Source organism: Acetobacterium bakii, from assembly GCF_001263355.1.
GTDB classification, from domain to species: domain Bacteria; phylum Bacillota; class Clostridia; order Eubacteriales; family Eubacteriaceae; genus Acetobacterium; species Acetobacterium bakii.
This window is the reverse complement of sequence record NZ_LGYO01000055.1, coordinates 1-16,960: the sequence shown is the minus strand read 5'-3', so window position 1 is coordinate 16,960 and position 16,960 is coordinate 1. Positions and strand designations below refer to the sequence as shown.

The 16,960-nt window shown below is 39.1% G+C and carries 15 protein-coding genes; all 15 read left to right on the top strand.

Translation table 11 applies throughout. From position 1 onward, the window contains the following. Window positions 1-196 (top strand): formate--tetrahydrofolate ligase (locus AKG39_RS17230; RefSeq protein WP_083439629.1); only part of this gene is annotated, 196 nt, incomplete at its 5' end. Between the two features lie 104 nt (window positions 197-300). Beyond that, entirely contained in the window at window positions 301-960 is a 660-nt protein-coding gene (locus AKG39_RS17225) for a cyclodeaminase/cyclohydrolase family protein (protein ID WP_050741640.1), read from the top strand. Between the two features lie 42 nt (window positions 961-1,002). Continuing rightward, window positions 1,003-1,908 (top strand): bifunctional 5,10-methylenetetrahydrofolate dehydrogenase/5,10-methenyltetrahydrofolate cyclohydrolase, encoded by a 906-nt coding sequence (locus AKG39_RS17220; RefSeq protein ID WP_050741639.1) that lies wholly within the window; start codon window positions 1,003-1,005, stop codon window positions 1,906-1,908. A 30-nt stretch (window positions 1,909-1,938) separates the two neighbouring features. Next, window positions 1,939-3,903 carry an electron transport complex subunit RsxC gene (gene rsxC, locus AKG39_RS17215; protein WP_083439646.1) on the top strand — a complete coding sequence of 655 codons (1,965 nt, stop codon included), beginning with the start codon at window positions 1,939-1,941 and terminating at the stop codon, window positions 3,901-3,903. Between the two features lies 1 nt (window position 3,904). Continuing rightward, window positions 3,905-4,522: a methylenetetrahydrofolate reductase C-terminal domain-containing protein gene (locus AKG39_RS17210; protein ID WP_050741638.1), complete on the top strand. Its 618-nt coding sequence runs from the start codon at window positions 3,905-3,907 to the stop codon at window positions 4,520-4,522. Window positions 4,523-4,555: 33 nt separating this feature from the next. Next, on the top strand, window positions 4,556-5,449 hold the full coding sequence (locus AKG39_RS17205) for a methylenetetrahydrofolate reductase (RefSeq protein WP_050741637.1): 894 nt from the start codon (window positions 4,556-4,558) through the stop codon (window positions 5,447-5,449). Between the two features lie 406 nt (window positions 5,450-5,855). Continuing rightward, a complete protein-coding gene (locus tag AKG39_RS17200) occupies window positions 5,856-6,716 on the top strand; it encodes an amidohydrolase family protein (protein ID WP_050741636.1) in 861 nt (286 codons plus the stop codon). A gap of 150 nt (window positions 6,717-6,866) precedes the next feature. Then, window positions 6,867-7,532, top strand: coding sequence for a cobalamin B12-binding domain-containing protein (locus AKG39_RS17195; RefSeq protein WP_050741635.1), 666 nt, complete (start codon window positions 6,867-6,869; stop codon window positions 7,530-7,532). Beyond that, window positions 7,516-8,679: an ABC transporter permease gene (locus AKG39_RS17190; RefSeq protein WP_050741634.1), complete on the top strand. Its 1,164-nt coding sequence runs from the start codon at window positions 7,516-7,518 to the stop codon at window positions 8,677-8,679. The genes AKG39_RS17195 and AKG39_RS17190 overlap by 17 nt, the downstream gene beginning before the upstream one ends. Further along, window positions 8,672-9,361 carry an ABC transporter ATP-binding protein gene (locus AKG39_RS17185; protein ID WP_050741633.1) on the top strand — a complete coding sequence of 230 codons (690 nt, stop codon included), beginning with the start codon at window positions 8,672-8,674 and terminating at the stop codon, window positions 9,359-9,361. Before AKG39_RS17190 ends, AKG39_RS17185 begins: the two co-directional genes overlap by 8 nt. Window positions 9,362-9,673: 312 nt before the next feature. Continuing rightward, window positions 9,674-10,306 carry a M15 family metallopeptidase gene (locus AKG39_RS17180; protein WP_050741632.1) on the top strand — a complete coding sequence of 211 codons (633 nt, stop codon included), beginning with the start codon at window positions 9,674-9,676 and terminating at the stop codon, window positions 10,304-10,306. A 125-nt stretch (window positions 10,307-10,431) separates the two neighbouring features. Then, window positions 10,432-13,188 carry a UPF0182 family membrane protein gene (locus tag AKG39_RS17175; protein WP_050741631.1) on the top strand — a complete coding sequence of 919 codons (2,757 nt, stop codon included), beginning with the start codon at window positions 10,432-10,434 and terminating at the stop codon, window positions 13,186-13,188. Window positions 13,189-13,221: 33 nt separating this feature from the next. Then, entirely contained in the window at window positions 13,222-14,493 is a 1,272-nt protein-coding gene (serS, locus tag AKG39_RS17170; protein WP_050741630.1) for a serine--tRNA ligase, read from the top strand. Window positions 14,494-14,635: 142 nt separating this feature from the next. After that, window positions 14,636-15,118, top strand: a complete 483-nt coding sequence (gene greA, locus AKG39_RS17165) for a transcription elongation factor GreA (protein WP_050741629.1) — start codon at window positions 14,636-14,638, stop codon at window positions 15,116-15,118. Between the two features lie 11 nt (window positions 15,119-15,129). Then, window positions 15,130-16,596 (top strand): lysine--tRNA ligase, encoded by a 1,467-nt coding sequence (gene lysS / locus AKG39_RS17160; RefSeq protein WP_050741628.1) that lies wholly within the window; start codon window positions 15,130-15,132, stop codon window positions 16,594-16,596. Window positions 16,597-16,960: the final 364 nt, after the last annotated feature.

The following is a 16,960-nucleotide window of genomic DNA, read 5'->3' as shown; positions in this document are numbered from 1 at the left end:
ATTAACCGATGACAGCAAAGTATTTGGCCGACCAACCGGCTTTAAAATCACCGTTCGTTCATGTAATATTTCTGCCGGTGCTGGCTTTATCGTGGCATTAACAGGCGATATCATGAAAATGCCAGGACTGCCAAAAGTTCCCGCAGCTGAAAAAATTGATGTGGACGAAAACGGCGTTATTTCCGGATTATTCTAAAAATCACTATTTCTGACCGCTGAGGGATTCCGTCAGGAGTCCTTCACGGTCGCTTTTTAGTGGCTGAATTTTAATAAATGATTGATTGAAAGTGGAGTTATTAAATGGAATTTGATGCAGTATCAACCGAGCAAGTATCTTACTCGGCAAAAAAATGTACTGAATTTGTAGAAGTCTTATATAGCAAAAATGCTGTCCCAGGTGGCGGCGGCGCAGCCGCATTGGTTGGCGCTGTTGGTATTGCTCTTGCAGGAATGGTTGGAAATTTAACCACCGGTAAGAAAAAATACGCTGCCTTTGAAGAAGATATTCAACGAATTTTAAAAGAATCGCATGTTCTTCAAGATCGTATCTTAGCAATGATCGATGAAGATGCGGAAAACTTTTTACCATTGGCTAAAGCTTATGGTTTACCAAAAGAAACCGCAGAAGAAAAAGCTTATAAAGAAAAAACCTTGGAAGAATGTACAAAAGTGGCTTGTAGTGTTCCTATCGAAATCGTCGAAGTATGCTATAAAGCTGTACTATTACATGAAGAATTAGTGGGTAAAGGTTCGGCAATGGCCATAAGTGATGTCGCTTGTGGTGTTCAATGTTTAAGAGCCGCCATGATTAGTGGCTGGGTTAATGTTTTAATCAACATTAAAACTATAAAAGACACAGACTATATTGCAGACGTTGAAAACAGAATCAAGCCAATGTTAAAAGACGGCGTTGAAATTTGTGACCGCGTTTATGCTGAAGTTGAAAAACAACTTTCTTAAAAATTATCAATAAAAATTTTGAATTAAGAGGAGTATTATAATATGGCAGCAAAATTATTAAGTGGAAAAGAAGTAAGTGAATCTGTACTGGCTCAAGTACTAAGCGATGCTAATGAATTAAAAGCAAAAGGCATTACAGTAAAAATGGCGATTATGCGTGTTGGTGAAGATCCAGGATCCATTTCTTATGAAAAAAGTATCATCACAAGAATGGGGAAATCAAACATCGAAGTTGAATCTGTTCAATTCCCAATCGATGTAACAGAAGCTGATTTTATAGCAAAACTGGAAGCAATCAATAACGATAAAGACATTCATTCAGTTTTAATCTTCCAGCCACTTCCTGATCAAATCGATGCAGAAAAAATCAAATATCTATTAAGCCCAGAAAAAGATCCAGATGCTCTTAACCCTACAAACCTTGGAAAATTAATGATCGCTGATGAAAGAGGATTCTTCCCTTGTACAGCAGAAGGTGTTATGGAAATGTTTAAATTCTATAATATCGATGTTAAGGGCAAAGATGTTGTTATCATCAATAACTCTAACGTACTTGGAAAACCACTGGCTATTATGCTGACAAATGAGTTTGCTACTGTAACAATCTGTCATGTGTTTACAAAAGATACTGCTGCATACACTAAAAAAGCAGATATCGTTGTAACTGCTTGTGGTATTTATGGTTTGGTTAAACCAGATATGTTAAATGAAAATTCTATTCTGATCGATGTGGCTATGTCTCAGATGAAAGATGCAAATAAAGAATTTGTATTAAACGAAAAAGGCAAACCTACCAGAGCAGGCGATGCTCATGTAGATTGCTTAGACAAAGTTGCTATGATTACTTCAGCAACACCTGGATGTGGTGGCGGAACAGGACCAATCACAACGGCATTACTGGCAGCACATGTTATTAAAGCATGTAAAATGCAAAACGGCTTACTATAAATTCAGGAAAAAAACCAAGGAGGTACACAATTGGAAGATTACACTAAGTTTAAACTAAAAGGAAGGGAAGAGCTTGATATGGTTCTGGCAGACAAGGATGATTTGTTTGTTGTAGCCTGTAACAAGTGCTATAAGGAACTCGACAGTTTTGACGAACCGGAATGTGGCTTGTTTGAAGATATTGCCAAGGAACAGGGTAAAAATATCGTCGGCTGTGCAAAAATCGATTTTCTGTGCAACGAACCGTTAACATCAAAGAGCTTTCAAGACGCTCTTCCCCAAGAAACCAAAAATGTGTTTGTGAATTCATGTGGCTTGGGCGTTCAGACGATTGCAGCATTGACGGAACTTCCTGTGTATGCTGGATGCGATACCATTGCCGTTGAGGGCCAACATGGAATGGCATTGACAACCGTTTTATGCGAAGCATGTGGTCAGTGCTATCTGAACATGACCGGAGGAATCTGCCCAGTCGTGGACTGTTCAAAAAGTTTATTAAACGGACAATGCGGCGGCGCTAAGAATGGCAAATGTGAAGTTGACAAGGACATGGATTGCGGATGGCAGCTCATCTATGAACGATTGGAACAACAGGGACGTTTGCAAGAATTTTTAGACCAACCTGTGCAACTTCGGGATTATTCCAAAATTAATTACAAATTTATTAGCGAATATGTGAATGCTAACCGCGAAGAACGGTACGAAGGTTACTATGGCGGAATCCATCCAATCGAATACAAAGAGTTAAGTGATAGTATCTCAGTTGTACGTTTCCCGGATCCGCTAAATGTTGTTATTCCAATGTCCCAGCATGCAGGTGCTCCGGCTGAACCCATCGTAGAAGTTGGACAGCAGGTAAAAATGGGCCAGAAAATTGCTGCAGCAAAAGGTCCTATAAGCAGTGCAATTCATGCCAGCGTCAGCGGTACCGTTGTAGCCATCGAACCACGGCTGCATACCGTTAGCGGATTGGAAACATTAGCTATCGTTATTCAATCGGACGGAAAAAACACACTCGACGAGTCTGTTAAACCAGCCGGAGAACTGGATAATCTCTCACCAGATGAAATCATCGAAATTGTCCGAGAAAAGGGAATTGTCGGTATGGGTGGTGCTGGGTTCCCAACTGCAGTTAAACTCAAATCGCCTAAACCCATCGAACTGGTATTGCTCAACGGCTGTGAATGTGAACCAATTCTAACCGCAGATCACCAGGTACTTCTGGACTATGCTGATGATGTGATTTATGGTTTAAAAGCTATGATGAAAGCATCGGGAGCACCAAAAGGTGTGATTGCCATTGAAGATAACAAACAGGATGCTGTCGAATTGCTGCAGGCAAAAACAGCTGATATCGAAAATATCGAAATCGTTGTTGCAAAAACCAAATACCCTCAGGGTGCTGAAAAGATGCTCATTAAACGGGTTATGGGCAAGCAAGTACCAAGTGGCGGCCTGCCAATGGATGTTGGCGCAATTGTCTGTAACGTGAGCACAGCCAAAGCTATTTCTGATGCGATCCAGATAGGAATGCCGCTCATTGAGCGTGTTGTAACCGTCAGCGGTGAGCGAATGAATAAGCCTGGCAACTATTTAGTGAAGGTTGGTACGTCAGTCAAGGATATCATCAGCCATTGCGGCGATGTAAAAGGCGATGATGTTACTGTTAAAATAGGCGGCCCAATGATGGGATTTAAGGTGGAAAACCTCAATGTTCCGATGTTGAAGTGTTCCAATGGAATTATTGCCATCGAAACGATTGTCAAAGAAGCGGTTGAATGTATCAAATGCGGACGATGTGCAGACGTATGTCCAATGGAACTTCGCCCATTATATTATACCAAATATGCCCTGTCAGAAGACTGGGAAGGCATGAAAACACAAAATGTGATGGATTGCATTGAATGTGGATGCTGTGAATATATCTGCTCATCAAAAATTCCAATTGTTGAGCGAATCAAGATTGGAAAAACTGCCATAAGGGAGGGTAAATAATATGTTGATTACCCAACTAAAATCAAAAGAAACAATTGAAGAACTGGCTCAAGGAAAAATTGTGATCATTAATTGTCACGGTTGCAAAGAGGTCTATTTCCCAGAACACCAGGCAGACGAACTGCAAAAGGAACTTTCGGCAAGTAAAGAAGTAACTCAAATTATTACAACAGATTACATCTGTAATTCAGAAAATTTGATGCTGCAATTGAAAAAGCACATGGATAAAATCAACGCAGCAGATACCATACTGGTATTTTCCTGTGGTGTTGGGATACAGACCGTTGCAGGTCAATTCCAGGACAAGAAAGTATACTCCTGCTGCGACACATATCAATTACCGGGATTTCAGGGAGTAACTGCACTGAATGTCGATTGCGGACAGTGTGGGGAATGTTATCTGAATGGTACCGGCGGAATTTGTCCGATTACCGCGTGTTCAAAAAGTTTGATTAACGGCCAATGTGGCGGTGCCAAAAATGGTATGTGTGAAGTCGACAAGGACATGGAATGCGGATGGGAACGAATTTACCGGAAATTGGAAAAGATGAATAAACTGGATAACATGAAATATGATGTACCAAAAGTACGCAACTTCGGAATTTCAAAAGAAAAATAACCAATAATTTAAAATGATTAGGAGTAATTATAAATGAGAATAACTGAGCTATTTGAAAAAGGCGAGTTTGTATTAACTGCAGAAGTGGGACCTCCAAAAGGGGTTGAAATTGATCACTTGATTAAAGATGCCCATGAATTTTTAAAGACCCGAGTTCATGCATTGAATGTAACGGACAATCAGTCTTCCGTCATGCGTACCGGTTCACTGGCAACTTGTAAAGTATTGAAAGATGAGGGATTGCTTCCAATTTTTCAGATAACCTGCCGGGATCGAAACCGTATTGCCCTGCAGTCCGATGTATTAAGTGCTGCATTACTGGGCATTGAAAATTTATTGTTATTAACCGGAGATTACACCACACTGGGCGATCATCCTCAGGCAAAACCTGTCTTCGATTTGGATTCCGTGTCATTGATTCATGCAGTAAAATGTTTGGAAAATGGTTATGACATTGCTGGCAATGCTGTTGATGGGACACCTCCTAAGTTCGCTAAGGGCGCGGTTGTATCGCCTTGTAGTGATTCTGTTGATGTCCAACTGGCAAAAATGGAAGCTAAGGTGAAAGCCGGATGTGAATATTTCCAGACCCAGGGAGTATTCGAACCCGATAAATTCATGGAATTCATGGAAAAAGCAAAACAGTTTGGGGTACCAGTTCAACTGGGACTCATCATTCCTAAGAATGTGGGCATGTGCCGTTATATGAATGCCAATGTAGCCGGCGTTCATGTTCCTGATGATATGATTAAAGAATTACAGGCGGATAAGGAAAGAACGAAATCAGGTGACGTAGGCGTCGAAATCTGTGCCCGTCTGATCAAAGAATGTAAAGACTACGCCCAGGGTGTTCATATCATGTCATTAGGCTGGGAAAACAGAATTCCAGAAATTCTTGATATGGCTGGAATCGCACCAATAGCATAAGAATTAGTAAGAAAACAGAATGCCGGCCGAGTCGGGGATTCTGAAATGCTCCTCTTAAGGTGGACAGTTTTATAATTAAACTGTTCATTTTAAAGAGGAGTTTATATTTTTAAAAGAAAAAACAGACGCCAAGCAGATCCTTGAAACTTTATCATTCATTTCTATTATTTGATTTAGGTGAAACAGTTGTTTTGTGGGTGAATTTATTATACAATTAAAGAAAAAGGTGTTTGTAACTCCATTTATGCTCATCCGACTTTCTCGGAAGCAATTACGGAAACAGCTCATGACGTTTGCGTACATAAAGGCTAATCATTCATATTCGTTTTTTTCTAACGCTGAGTGTTTGCGTTTGGAGTTGTCCACTTATAAATTGAAATTTAATTGAGATAAAAGGAGTAGATAAATGATCATTGATTGTCATATACATTGTGGTCTCGGGAACAATAGAATAAATAGACAATCTGGGATTACCGATGATAATACAGTTAAGAGTATGAAACATTTTGTTGAGCTATATAAAAAAAAGGGAATCCAGGCAATGCGGGATGGCGGCGATATTTCGGGAGTAGGAATAATTCTCAGAGATATTTCAAAAGACTCAGGGCTGATTTACCGAACGCCTATTCGCGCCTTTTACAAAAAAAAATACTATGGCGATTTTCTTGGTGAACCGCTGGAGGATATAAAAGATGGCATCCAGAAGATGGATGCACTGATTAAAGAATCCCCGGATTTTATAAAAATAATTCTTACCGGAATTATGAGCTTTAGTAAATATGGTGTCTCCGGACCCATTGGATTTTCTAAAGATGAATGCGTAGCCATGATTGACCATGCTCATCATCGGGGATTATCCGTGATGGTTCATGCTAATACGCCGGAAGGCATTATGTTAGCCCTAACATCAGGTGCGGATACCATTGAGCACGGTTATGGGATTGATAATGACTGCCTGTGTGCAATGCGTGAAAGTGGTGTTGTCTGGGTACCTACACTTGCACCATTTGCAAATATTTCAAAGTGTGATGACGAGAGTCCCATGAGAAAATACAGGGAAATATCAGAACAGTATTTTAGACAACATCAGCTACAGGTGAAAAAAGCCAATGAAATGGGTGTGAGCATTGCATTGGGGAGTGATTCAGGTGCAACCCTAGTCTCTCATGGACAAGGAACGCTGGATGAACAGGATTACCTTCTTAGTTGTGGATTGACAGAAAAAAAGCTGGAAACTATTGGAAAACAGGTTATCGGAATTAAATAATAAGAGATAAAAAACAATACCAGCAAAAGTCTTTTGCTGGTATTGTTTTTTTATGAAAAATAAAAGAAGCAGGTAGCAATACTTGTGGCTAGAAAGAATGAACTGAGGTATAATTAGAATCACTATAATTAAGATGAGAGGTGTGTAAAGATGTTATATGAAAAATTTCTATGGTATTTAGAAAAGGAAGATAAGGCAGAGGCTGTGACGCTTGCTTTGGATGCTTTAAAAAATGGGGAAATTGACATTGTTAATCTATATACTGAGGTTTTAATACCAGCCCTTAACGAAATGAATTTTGGTAAAAAAGATGAATCCCTTTATATTTGGAAGGAGCATTTCAGAACATCAGTGGTGCGAACGATTATTGAGTGCTGTTATCCCCTGGTTATAATGGCGGGACAGAAGGAGTCGAAAAAAAAGGGAAAGAAAAAAGTGCTTATCTTTTGCCCTTCAGAAGAATATCATGATCTCGGAGCAAGAATGATGGCCGATTTTTTCACTTTATGTGGTCATAAGACCTTTTATATTGGTGGAAATACCCCATCAATAGCCTTGTTATATGCCATGGAACATTTGAAGCCAGAGGTTATTGCCATGGGTGTGAGTAATTATTTTAACCTGGTTGCAGCAAAAAAAACAATTGCGGAAGTTAGAAATACACTGGGGAATGAAGTGTCCATTATTCTTGGGGGTTCAGCTTTTAGTGATAATATTTCTGTAGCAAAAGATATTGGTGGAAACTTCTGTGTGTCCACCTACAATGACGTTGTGGCGATAACAGAAGGGTGGGAAAAACATGAGATTAGCATTTAGTATTGCACTGCGTTTTTTAAAATCGAGTAAGGGTCAGACAGCATTGATTGTTCTCGGGATTGCCATTGGTGTATCAGTGCAAATTTTTATTGGGTCCCTTATTACCGGGCTGCAAAAAAGTTTAGTGGATAAAACCGTAGGCAGTGCATCCCAAATTACGGTAGAATCAGTAACTGAAGGGGATTATATTCAGGATAGTGCTGATAAAATGGTTGCCATTCAAAAATCAAATCCTGATGAGATAATTAATCTAATGGCAGTGGCCCAGGGTCCGGCAATATTAAAAACACCGGATGATTCCACTACCATTATATTAAGAGGTTTTGACTGGGAAGACGCTGAAGGCATTTACAAAATCAAAGAACGTTTAACCACAGGGAATTTAGGAAATAATAGAAATGATATTATTGTAGGACAGGATCTCGCAGAGAAATTAAATGTTGCAGTTGGCGATACAATTGAGATGATTACTCCCACAGGGATGAAGGATAATTTTCTTGTTACCGGGATTTTTGATTTGCAGATTAAATCCCTGAATGAATCCTGGATTTTGACAAATCTTAATACGGCCCAAACATTTTTAGAAACAAATGAGGGCGTATCACGGATTGAAATGCAGGTTAATGACGTCTTTGGAGCTGATTTAGTGGCTTTAGATGTTGAGCGTGCTTTAAATGATGAGACACTCACTGTTACCAATTGGAAAATTGAAAATGCTGCATTGCTTTCGGGTCTATCCGGACAAACCGCATCCAGTCTGATGATTCAGGTATTTGTGATGATATCCGTTGTCCTTGGAATTGCCAGTGTGTTAGCCATTAGCGTTGTTCAAAAATCTCGTCAAATTGGAATTCTCAAAGCCATGGGCATGCACAATCAAAGGGCAAGTTTAGTTTTCCTTTTTCAGGGGGTACTTCTGGGGATATTGGGTGCTATTGCGGGGGTGGGTCTAGGCGTTGGTTTGAGCTGGTCTTTTGCAACCTTTGTGGTCAATGCCGATGGTACTTCGGTTGTTCCGTTGTATATTGATTGGTACTTCATTGGCATTTCGGCAGGCATTGCGATTTTAGCATCCACATTGGCCTCATTAATTCCGGCAATTCGGGTATCGAAGCTTGATCCCATGGAGGTAATTAAAAATGGCTGATTTTGTAGTACAAACTAAAAATGTAAACAAGGTTTATGGAAAAACAGTGAAAACAACGGCCCTCCACGATTTGAGTATTGGGTTTGAGGCGGGGTCGTTTAATGCGATAATCGGGGAATCTGGAAGCGGGAAAAGTACCTTATTAAATATTATCGGCACCCTGGATCGACCAACACAAGGTGAAGTGATTATTAACGGGGTTTCAACAAAGAATATGACCAAAGGTGCACTGGGAGATTTGAGAAATGAAACTCTGGGGTTTGTATTTCAATTTCACTATCTTTTACCAGAGTTTACCGCACTTGAAAATGTGCTGATGCCCTACCGAATTGCCCAGGGAAAAGCTGATAAAAAAAGCATTGAGCGGGCAAAAGAAATTTTAGATTTAGTCGGGCTTAAAAAAGTTGAAAATAATTTGTCTGTAAATATGTCTGGGGGACAGCAGCAGCGCACCGCTATTGCCCGTGCGCTTATGAATCATCCTAAAATTATATTGGCAGATGAGCCCACAGGAAATTTGGATTCACAAACGACCGATGGAGTGTATCAATTGTTTAGAAAAATAAATGAAGAGTTGGGAACAACGTTTATTATTATTACTCATGATCGCCGGGTGGCGGAAAAAGCAGATCGGATTGTCGAGATCACCGATGGAAGCGTTACTTTGGATGTAATAAAATAAGAATAATTTAATATTGTTAAGGTCATTATTATGGTTGTATGTTCTAATAATAAATAGGGTAACCCTGTTTATTATAAATGCTGCAAACAGATATAATAATGGCCTAAAAATTTGGGTTTTTCAATAGTGGCAACATTTGAAGGTGGTCTGTTTGTTTTTATTTGTGTTGGTTTGTTGATCTAAATCAAGCTACGGAGAATTTTAAATGATGTTAATTGATGCAGCATTCAATTATTTCTGGTAATCCATCCGATCATCGTATAAAATAGTGAAATATACTGAATAAATGCATTGAATTAGGGGATAAAACCAATGAAAAGGATTATGATTGCACGTCCAGTAGATTTTGTGGATATTTCCCAGGAAATTCCAGGAATTCTAACGGACGTTAAATATTTTACCGGCGAAAATTTTGTGGGCGAGAAAATTGATGGATATGACGCTCCCATTATTTTATTGACAGAAAAAGCGGCAATTGCGCTTGGCAGAGTCCAAAAGCAACTTATGGAAAAAGGATATGGTCTGAAGGTATTTGACGGCTATCGTCCAAAACGAGCAGTGGAACATTTTATTCGTTGGGGAAATTCAGAGGAAGATGGAAAGACCAAGGATGTTTTTTATCCGCATATGACACGGAAAGCTGTTTTTGAAGGTGGATTCATTGCAAAGGAATCGTCTCATACCAGGGGAAGTGCAGTTGACCTGACAGTAATAAAGTTTGAAAATCAGGAAGAAGTAGATATGGGTGGTATCTTTGATTTTTTTTCAGAGCGTTCATACAGTGACTTTGATCACTTGAATATTGAGCAGAGTAAAAATCGAGTCATGCTGAAATACCTGATGCGTTCTGAGGGTTATGAACCAATGCAACAGGAATGGTGGCATTTTACATTAGCAGACGAACCTTATCCGGAAACTTACTTTGATTTTCCGGTCACGTATTAAATTCAGATTAATTCAAAGTAGGCAGGCAATGAATTTCTGATATTTTGATGACGAAAGTCTGAACTTTTGTGATATAATAACAGAATTAGATTAAAATATTATGTTTTAAGAAAGGAGTCAAAAAAATGACAAAGAGAAAAAAAACCCTCTTTATTTTGTTGGGTCTTATCATTATTGTATTTACAATATTGTTATCGCTTAATCAATTTTATGTTGATTATCTTTGGTTTTCAGAAATGGGCTATACCAATATTTTCTTTAAAGAAATTATAACAAAGTCTCAAATTGGAATTCCGATTTTTGCAGTGCTTGGATTGGTTTTGTTTTTTTATCTTAAATTTCTTGATGGTGTTTCCAGCAGATATTTGGGGTTGGGTCGAGTAAAAAGGACTAAAAAGCAAAATATTATTAGCATCAGTATTAGTGGGATAGTAGCGTTAATGCTCACGATTTTTATTACCAACAACATTTGGTATCAAGTATTGGAATTTGTGAACAGGACCAGTTTTAATACAACTGACCCGTTATTTAACCAGGATCTATCCCTGTATTTTTTTGAATTGCCGTTGTATCAGGAATTATTTAGCATTTTTATTGGTATTTCAATAGTGATCGCAATATTGACCTTTGGATATACGGCCTATACCTTATATCGAGAAAAGGATATAGAATTTAGCAGGAGTCAGGATTTAGATGAAATTAAGGAAAATGCCAAAGGCATTTTAAAGGGATTCTTTGATATTGCATCAAAGCAAATTGGGATTTTTTTAGGCGTCTTCTTTATTATTCTTGCGCTAGGAAGTCTAATGGAAGCCTTTGCTCTGCTCTATTCCACATCGGGTATAGTTTTTGGAGCCGGTGCGGCAGATATTGATGTGGGGTTCAAGGTTATTGTAATTAAAGGCGTTCTTTGTCTTGTACTGGCAGTGACATCTATTATTGCGGGTTTCAGGAAAAAATACTTGCTCATGGGAGCGGGTCCAGTTCTTCTAATTGCGGTGATTATTGTTGGCGGACTCGTGCAAATGGGGTATGAATCGTTTATTGTCATTCCAAACCAGTTTACCAAGGAAGAAAAGTACCTTACCAATAACATTCAATCGACCCAGAAAGCCTATGGACTGACTGATGTGGAAACAAAAGAGTTTTCGACATCCCAGGAGATTACCGCAGCCGGTGTAAATGAAAATCGGGTAACTGTTCAAAACATTCCGATTAATGATCTGAAGCCAACTCAGGATATGTACAATTCGCTTCAGGGAATTAGAAACTATTATAAGTTTTATGATGTCGATGTGGATCGTTATTTTGTGAATGGTACTTATACTCAGGTGTTCTTGGGAACTCGGGAAATGAACAACACGCTGCTTCCCGATGACGCAAAAACCTGGGTGAATTTACATCTTAAATATACACATGGCTTTGGGGTCGCTGTATCACCTGTGAATAAGACCAATGATGTCGGACAGCCGGATCTTATTGTGAAAGATATTCCGCCGGTAACAGATGTTCCAGAATTGGTTATTGATCAACCACGAATTTATTTCGGCGAAAATGATTATGGTTATGCCGTTACCAATTGTACAACCCCAGAGTTTGATTACCCCCAGGGAGAAAATAATCAAGAGGTTGTTTATACCGGTACAGCAGGCATCAAGATGTCCGTTATTAATAAACTGGCTTTTGCCCTTTATCACGGTGCGCCTGAGTTGCTATTGGCTAATGAAGTCACCAGTGAAAGTAATATGATTATTCATCGAAACATCATTGATCGGGTATCGACCATTGCACCATTTTTAAGCTATGACAATGATCCCTATATGGTAATTTCAGAGGGTAAGCTTTATTGGATTCTGGATGCTTTTACGGCTAGCAGCCGTTATCCTTACTCGCAACCTTTTGACGATGCGGGAAATAATTACATTCGCAACTCGGTAAAAGTTGTTGTAGATGCCTATAATGGGGATGTTACCTTCTACCAAGTCCAGGATGAGCCTATTTTAGAAACCTATGGAAAAATATTCCCGGGATTTTTAAAAGATGCTTCGGAAATGCCAGAGGGGATTAAACAACATCTCCGTTATTCAAAAACACTTTTTGACATACAGTCGGAAATTTATAAAACCTATCACATGTCCAATCCACAGGTCTTCTATAATAAGGAAGATCAATGGGCAACAGCTAATCAGATTTATGAATCAGAAAAAACTGAAGTTCCGGTGCAGTCTTCGTATATCATTATGAAGCTTCCTGAACGCGAAGCTGAGTTTATGCTTACGGTTCCATTTACGCCAAAGGATAAAGATAATATGACCGCTTGGTTGGCAGGGGTTTCAGATGGAGCAGAATATGGGAAACTCATACTGTACCAGTTTCCCAAACAACAACTAGTTTACGGACCTATGCAGATTGAACAGCGAATCGATCAGGATACGGTGATTTCACCACAATTAACCCTTCTAGGGCAACAGGGATCACGGGTTCTTCGTGGAAATATGATGACGATACCGATTGGAAACGCCATTATTTATGTGGAACCTGTTTATATACAGGCTTCAAGTGGCGAAAACAATATTCCGGAAATGAAAAAAGTCATTGTAGCTTATGAAAATCAGATTGTAATGGCTGACTCTCTGGAATTGGCATTGGCGCAAATTTTCAATACACAGGTGGCGAATACAAATGTAACTGCACCGCAGACAACTGGAGATAACACTTCTGTTTTGGCATTGACCACCAAAGCAAACAGTCTGTTTAAAGAAGCCCAGGATGCTCAGCGCGTTGGGGATTGGGCCCTTTATGGTCAAAAGCTCAGTGAATTAGAACAAGTATTGGGTCAGTTACAACAGATTACAGGGGCAGCCACTGTGGCCGCCCCATAAAAATAGACAGAGTTGGAGAAGCAGGAGGAAAAAATGCTTGATATAAAAAAAATTCGAGATAATACCATTGAAGTCCAGGCCGGGCTAAATAAACGAGGAAATTATGACCTGGGTCCCATCCTTGCATTGGATGAGAAACGTCGAAAGACTCTTACCAATGTTGAAGAAATGAAAAGTCGCCAGAATATCGTTTCTAGGGAAATTCCAAAATACAAAAAAGAAGGAAAGGACTGCTCAGAAATTTTTGCAGAGATGAAAGAGCTTTCCACAAAGATCAAAGATCTGGATGCAGAAGTAAAAGCGTTTGATGATGAAATGCGTTATCAGCTCCTGAGTTTTCCAAATATTCCCAATGAACACGTAACAGTTGGGAAGGACGAAAGCGATAATAAAGAAGTGCGTAAATGGGGAGAACCCAGGACATTTGATTTTGAAATAAAAGCGCATTGGGATATTGGTGTGGATTTAGATATTCTTGATTTTGAACGTGCAGTTAAAATAACCGGTGCCCGATTCAGTATGTTCAAGGGTGAAGGGGCCAGACTGCAACGTGCACTGATCAACTTCATGCTGTATACCCATTGTATGGAACATCATTACACAGAAATTTCACCACCCTTTATGGTTAATCGGGAAAGCATGACTGGCACCGGTCAACTCCCTAAATTTGAAGATGATGCCTTTCATATTCCCAGCAAAGATTTTTTCCTGGTACCCACAGCAGAGGTGCCAGTGACAAATATCTACCGAGATGAAATTCTAGCAGAAGAAGATCTGCCGCAGTATTTCACAGCTTATACACCTTGTTTTAGACAGGAAGCAGGTTCAGCAGGTCGGGATACCAGGGGACTCATAAGGAATCACCAGTTTGACAAGGTGGAAATGGTGAAATTTGTTCATCCGGATAACTCTTACCAGGAATTGGAAGATTTAACACAGAATGCGGAGCGGATATTACAACTTCTGGAAATTCCTTACCGTGTGGTTGAGCTTTGCACCGGAGATTTGGGCTTTAGTTCAGCGAAAACTTATGATATTGAAGTATGGATGCCAAGCTATAATCGCTATGTTGAGATTAGCTCATGTTCAAACTTTGAAGATTACCAGGCAAGGCGGGCGAATATTCGTTTCCGCGATATTGAATCAAATAAAACACGTTTTCTGCACACTCTTAATGGCTCGGGTTTGGCGGTAGGCCGTACATTTGCGGCGATTCTAGAAAATTATCAACAGGCTGATGGTACTGTCAGTGTTCCAGAAAAATTAACCCATTATATGTGGGGAAAAACAGTTATTGGAAAATAGATTTAAGTGTGAATGCAATTTTTAAGTGATATAGCAATCTGTGGAGACGCTTCATAAAACTTGACAGATGGTAGCAAAAAAAATATAATTACACACATGATTTCACCTAATAAACACAGAATTGTGCGAAGGAGTATATAAAATGAGCGGACAAGCAAAAGAATTGATTATAACCGAAGAGGGTCTTAAAAATATTAAAAAAGAATTGGAATACTTAAAAACTGTAAAACGTCACGAGATAGCAGATCGAATTAAAACGGCTCGTGAATTTGGAGATTTAAGTGAAAATGCCGAATATGATGAAGCCAAAAATGAACAGGGCTTTGTTGAAGGAAAAATTTCCGAGCTGGAACATAAGCTTAAAACCGCAGTTGTTATTATTGATAAAGACATTCACACCGAAGATGTTGGTGTGGGAAGCATTGTTAAAATAAAAAATCCGGTTTTGGATTTTATTGCCGAATATAAAATAGTTGGATCAGCTGAATCGGATCCTCAAAACTTTCGTATTTCGAATGAATCACCAATTGGCTCCTCACTTTTAGGAGCTAAGGTTGGAGATATTGTAAAGGTTCAAATTCCAGACGGCGAAGCATCATATCAAATTTTAGAAATACGTAGATAGGGGTACCAAGAGTGACAGTAGAAAATCTCAGTGAAGTTCTGGAAGTAAGACGGAATAAACTTAAAAAATTACAAGCAGAGGGAAAAAATCCTTTCGAACAAACAAGTTATGATGTATCGGTCCATGCAAAAACAGTAGAAGAAGCTTTTGAGACCTACGAAGAACAACCGGTTTCAATGGCCGGACGGATTATGTCCAAACGAGGACAGGGAAAGGTTTCTTTTTATGATCTCCAGGATTCGACAGGTAGAATTCAGCTGTTTTTAAAAAAAGACGCCTTGCCCGATCAGTACGATGAAATTAAAACCTATGATATTGGGGATATTGTTGGAATTAAGGGAGAAGTCTTTAAAACACATATGGGACAAATTTCTGTCCGGGTAAAAGAACTGACCCTTTTAAGTAAATCGCTCCAAATTCTGCCTGAAAAATATCATGGCCTTAAGGATATGGACCTTCGTTACCGACAACGCTATGTGGATCTTATTGTGAATCCTGAAGTAAAAGAAGTTTTCCTGAAACGTTCACTGATCATGAAAAAAATCCGTGAATTTTTTGATACTCATGATTTTATTGAAGTTGAAACACCGGTACTATCCAACCTTGCAGGAGGGGCCAATGCACGACCATTTGGTACCCATCACAATGCCTTGGATATTCCATTATATTTAAGAATCGCATTGGAACTGCCACTAAAGCGTTTAATCGTAGGGGGCTTTGACAAGGTTTATGAAGTCAGTCGTGTTTTTCGAAATGAAGGCATGGATGCAACACATAATCCGGAGTTTACCTTACTGGAATCCTATGAAGCCTATGCAAACTATGAAGATGTCATGGAAATGGTGGAAGAATTATATAGCTTCCTGGCAAAAGAAGTGAATGGCTCTGAGATCGTTGCATATGGAGAAGAGGAGATTAGTCTTGCAATACCCTTCAGAAAGGCACGAATGGTTGATCTCGTTAAGGAATACGCCAAAGTAGACTTCGATGCCATTACCGATGTGGAAGTGGCAAAATCGGCTGCAAAAGAACTGCATGTTGATGTCAAGGATAAAAACAGTGTCGGAGAAATCATGACAGAGGTTTTTGATGAATACGTTGAAGATAAGCTGATTCAACCGATCTTTGTAACAATGCACCCAGTTGAAACATCGCCACTGGCAAAAAAAGATCCAAAAGATCCGCGCTATACAGAACGTTTTGAACTATATATCAACGGTGCTGAATGTGCAAATGCCTTCTCAGAATTAAATGATCCGATTGATCAAAAAGAACGTTTTATGTCTCAGGTGCAAAAGAAAACTGATGGTGACGAAGAAGCGCATCCTTTTGATGCTGACTTTATTAATGCGTTGGAAGTTGGACTGCCACCAACAGGAGGTTTGGGAATTGGTATTGATCGTCTGATGATGCTCTTTACCAATCAACATAGTATTAGAGACGTCATACTTTTTCCAACAATGAAGCCCATTGAATAATCTTAGAATGAACGTTAATATAAAATAGGAAGATATAAAAAAGCAGGCATGAAAACATGTCTGCTTTTTTATACTTCCGTTGTCCAGATAAAATAACAGAGAATTATGAGTAATTCAAAAAAGATGTGTTAGAATAGCTTTTTGCTGGGTATATAATAATAGCACTGTATTATATGCTTTTACAGAAAACTAACTAACGAAAAAAAATTGGATAAAAGAAAAAAGGCATTGACAGTTGGCATATAGAAGCGTATACTAAGAAAGTTGTCTCGAACGGGGCAGCGAAACGCTTTATAAGAACTTAACAAAAAGTTAATAAAGATTTAACAAACAGCTTGACAGCATGGGCAAATGACGATACAAT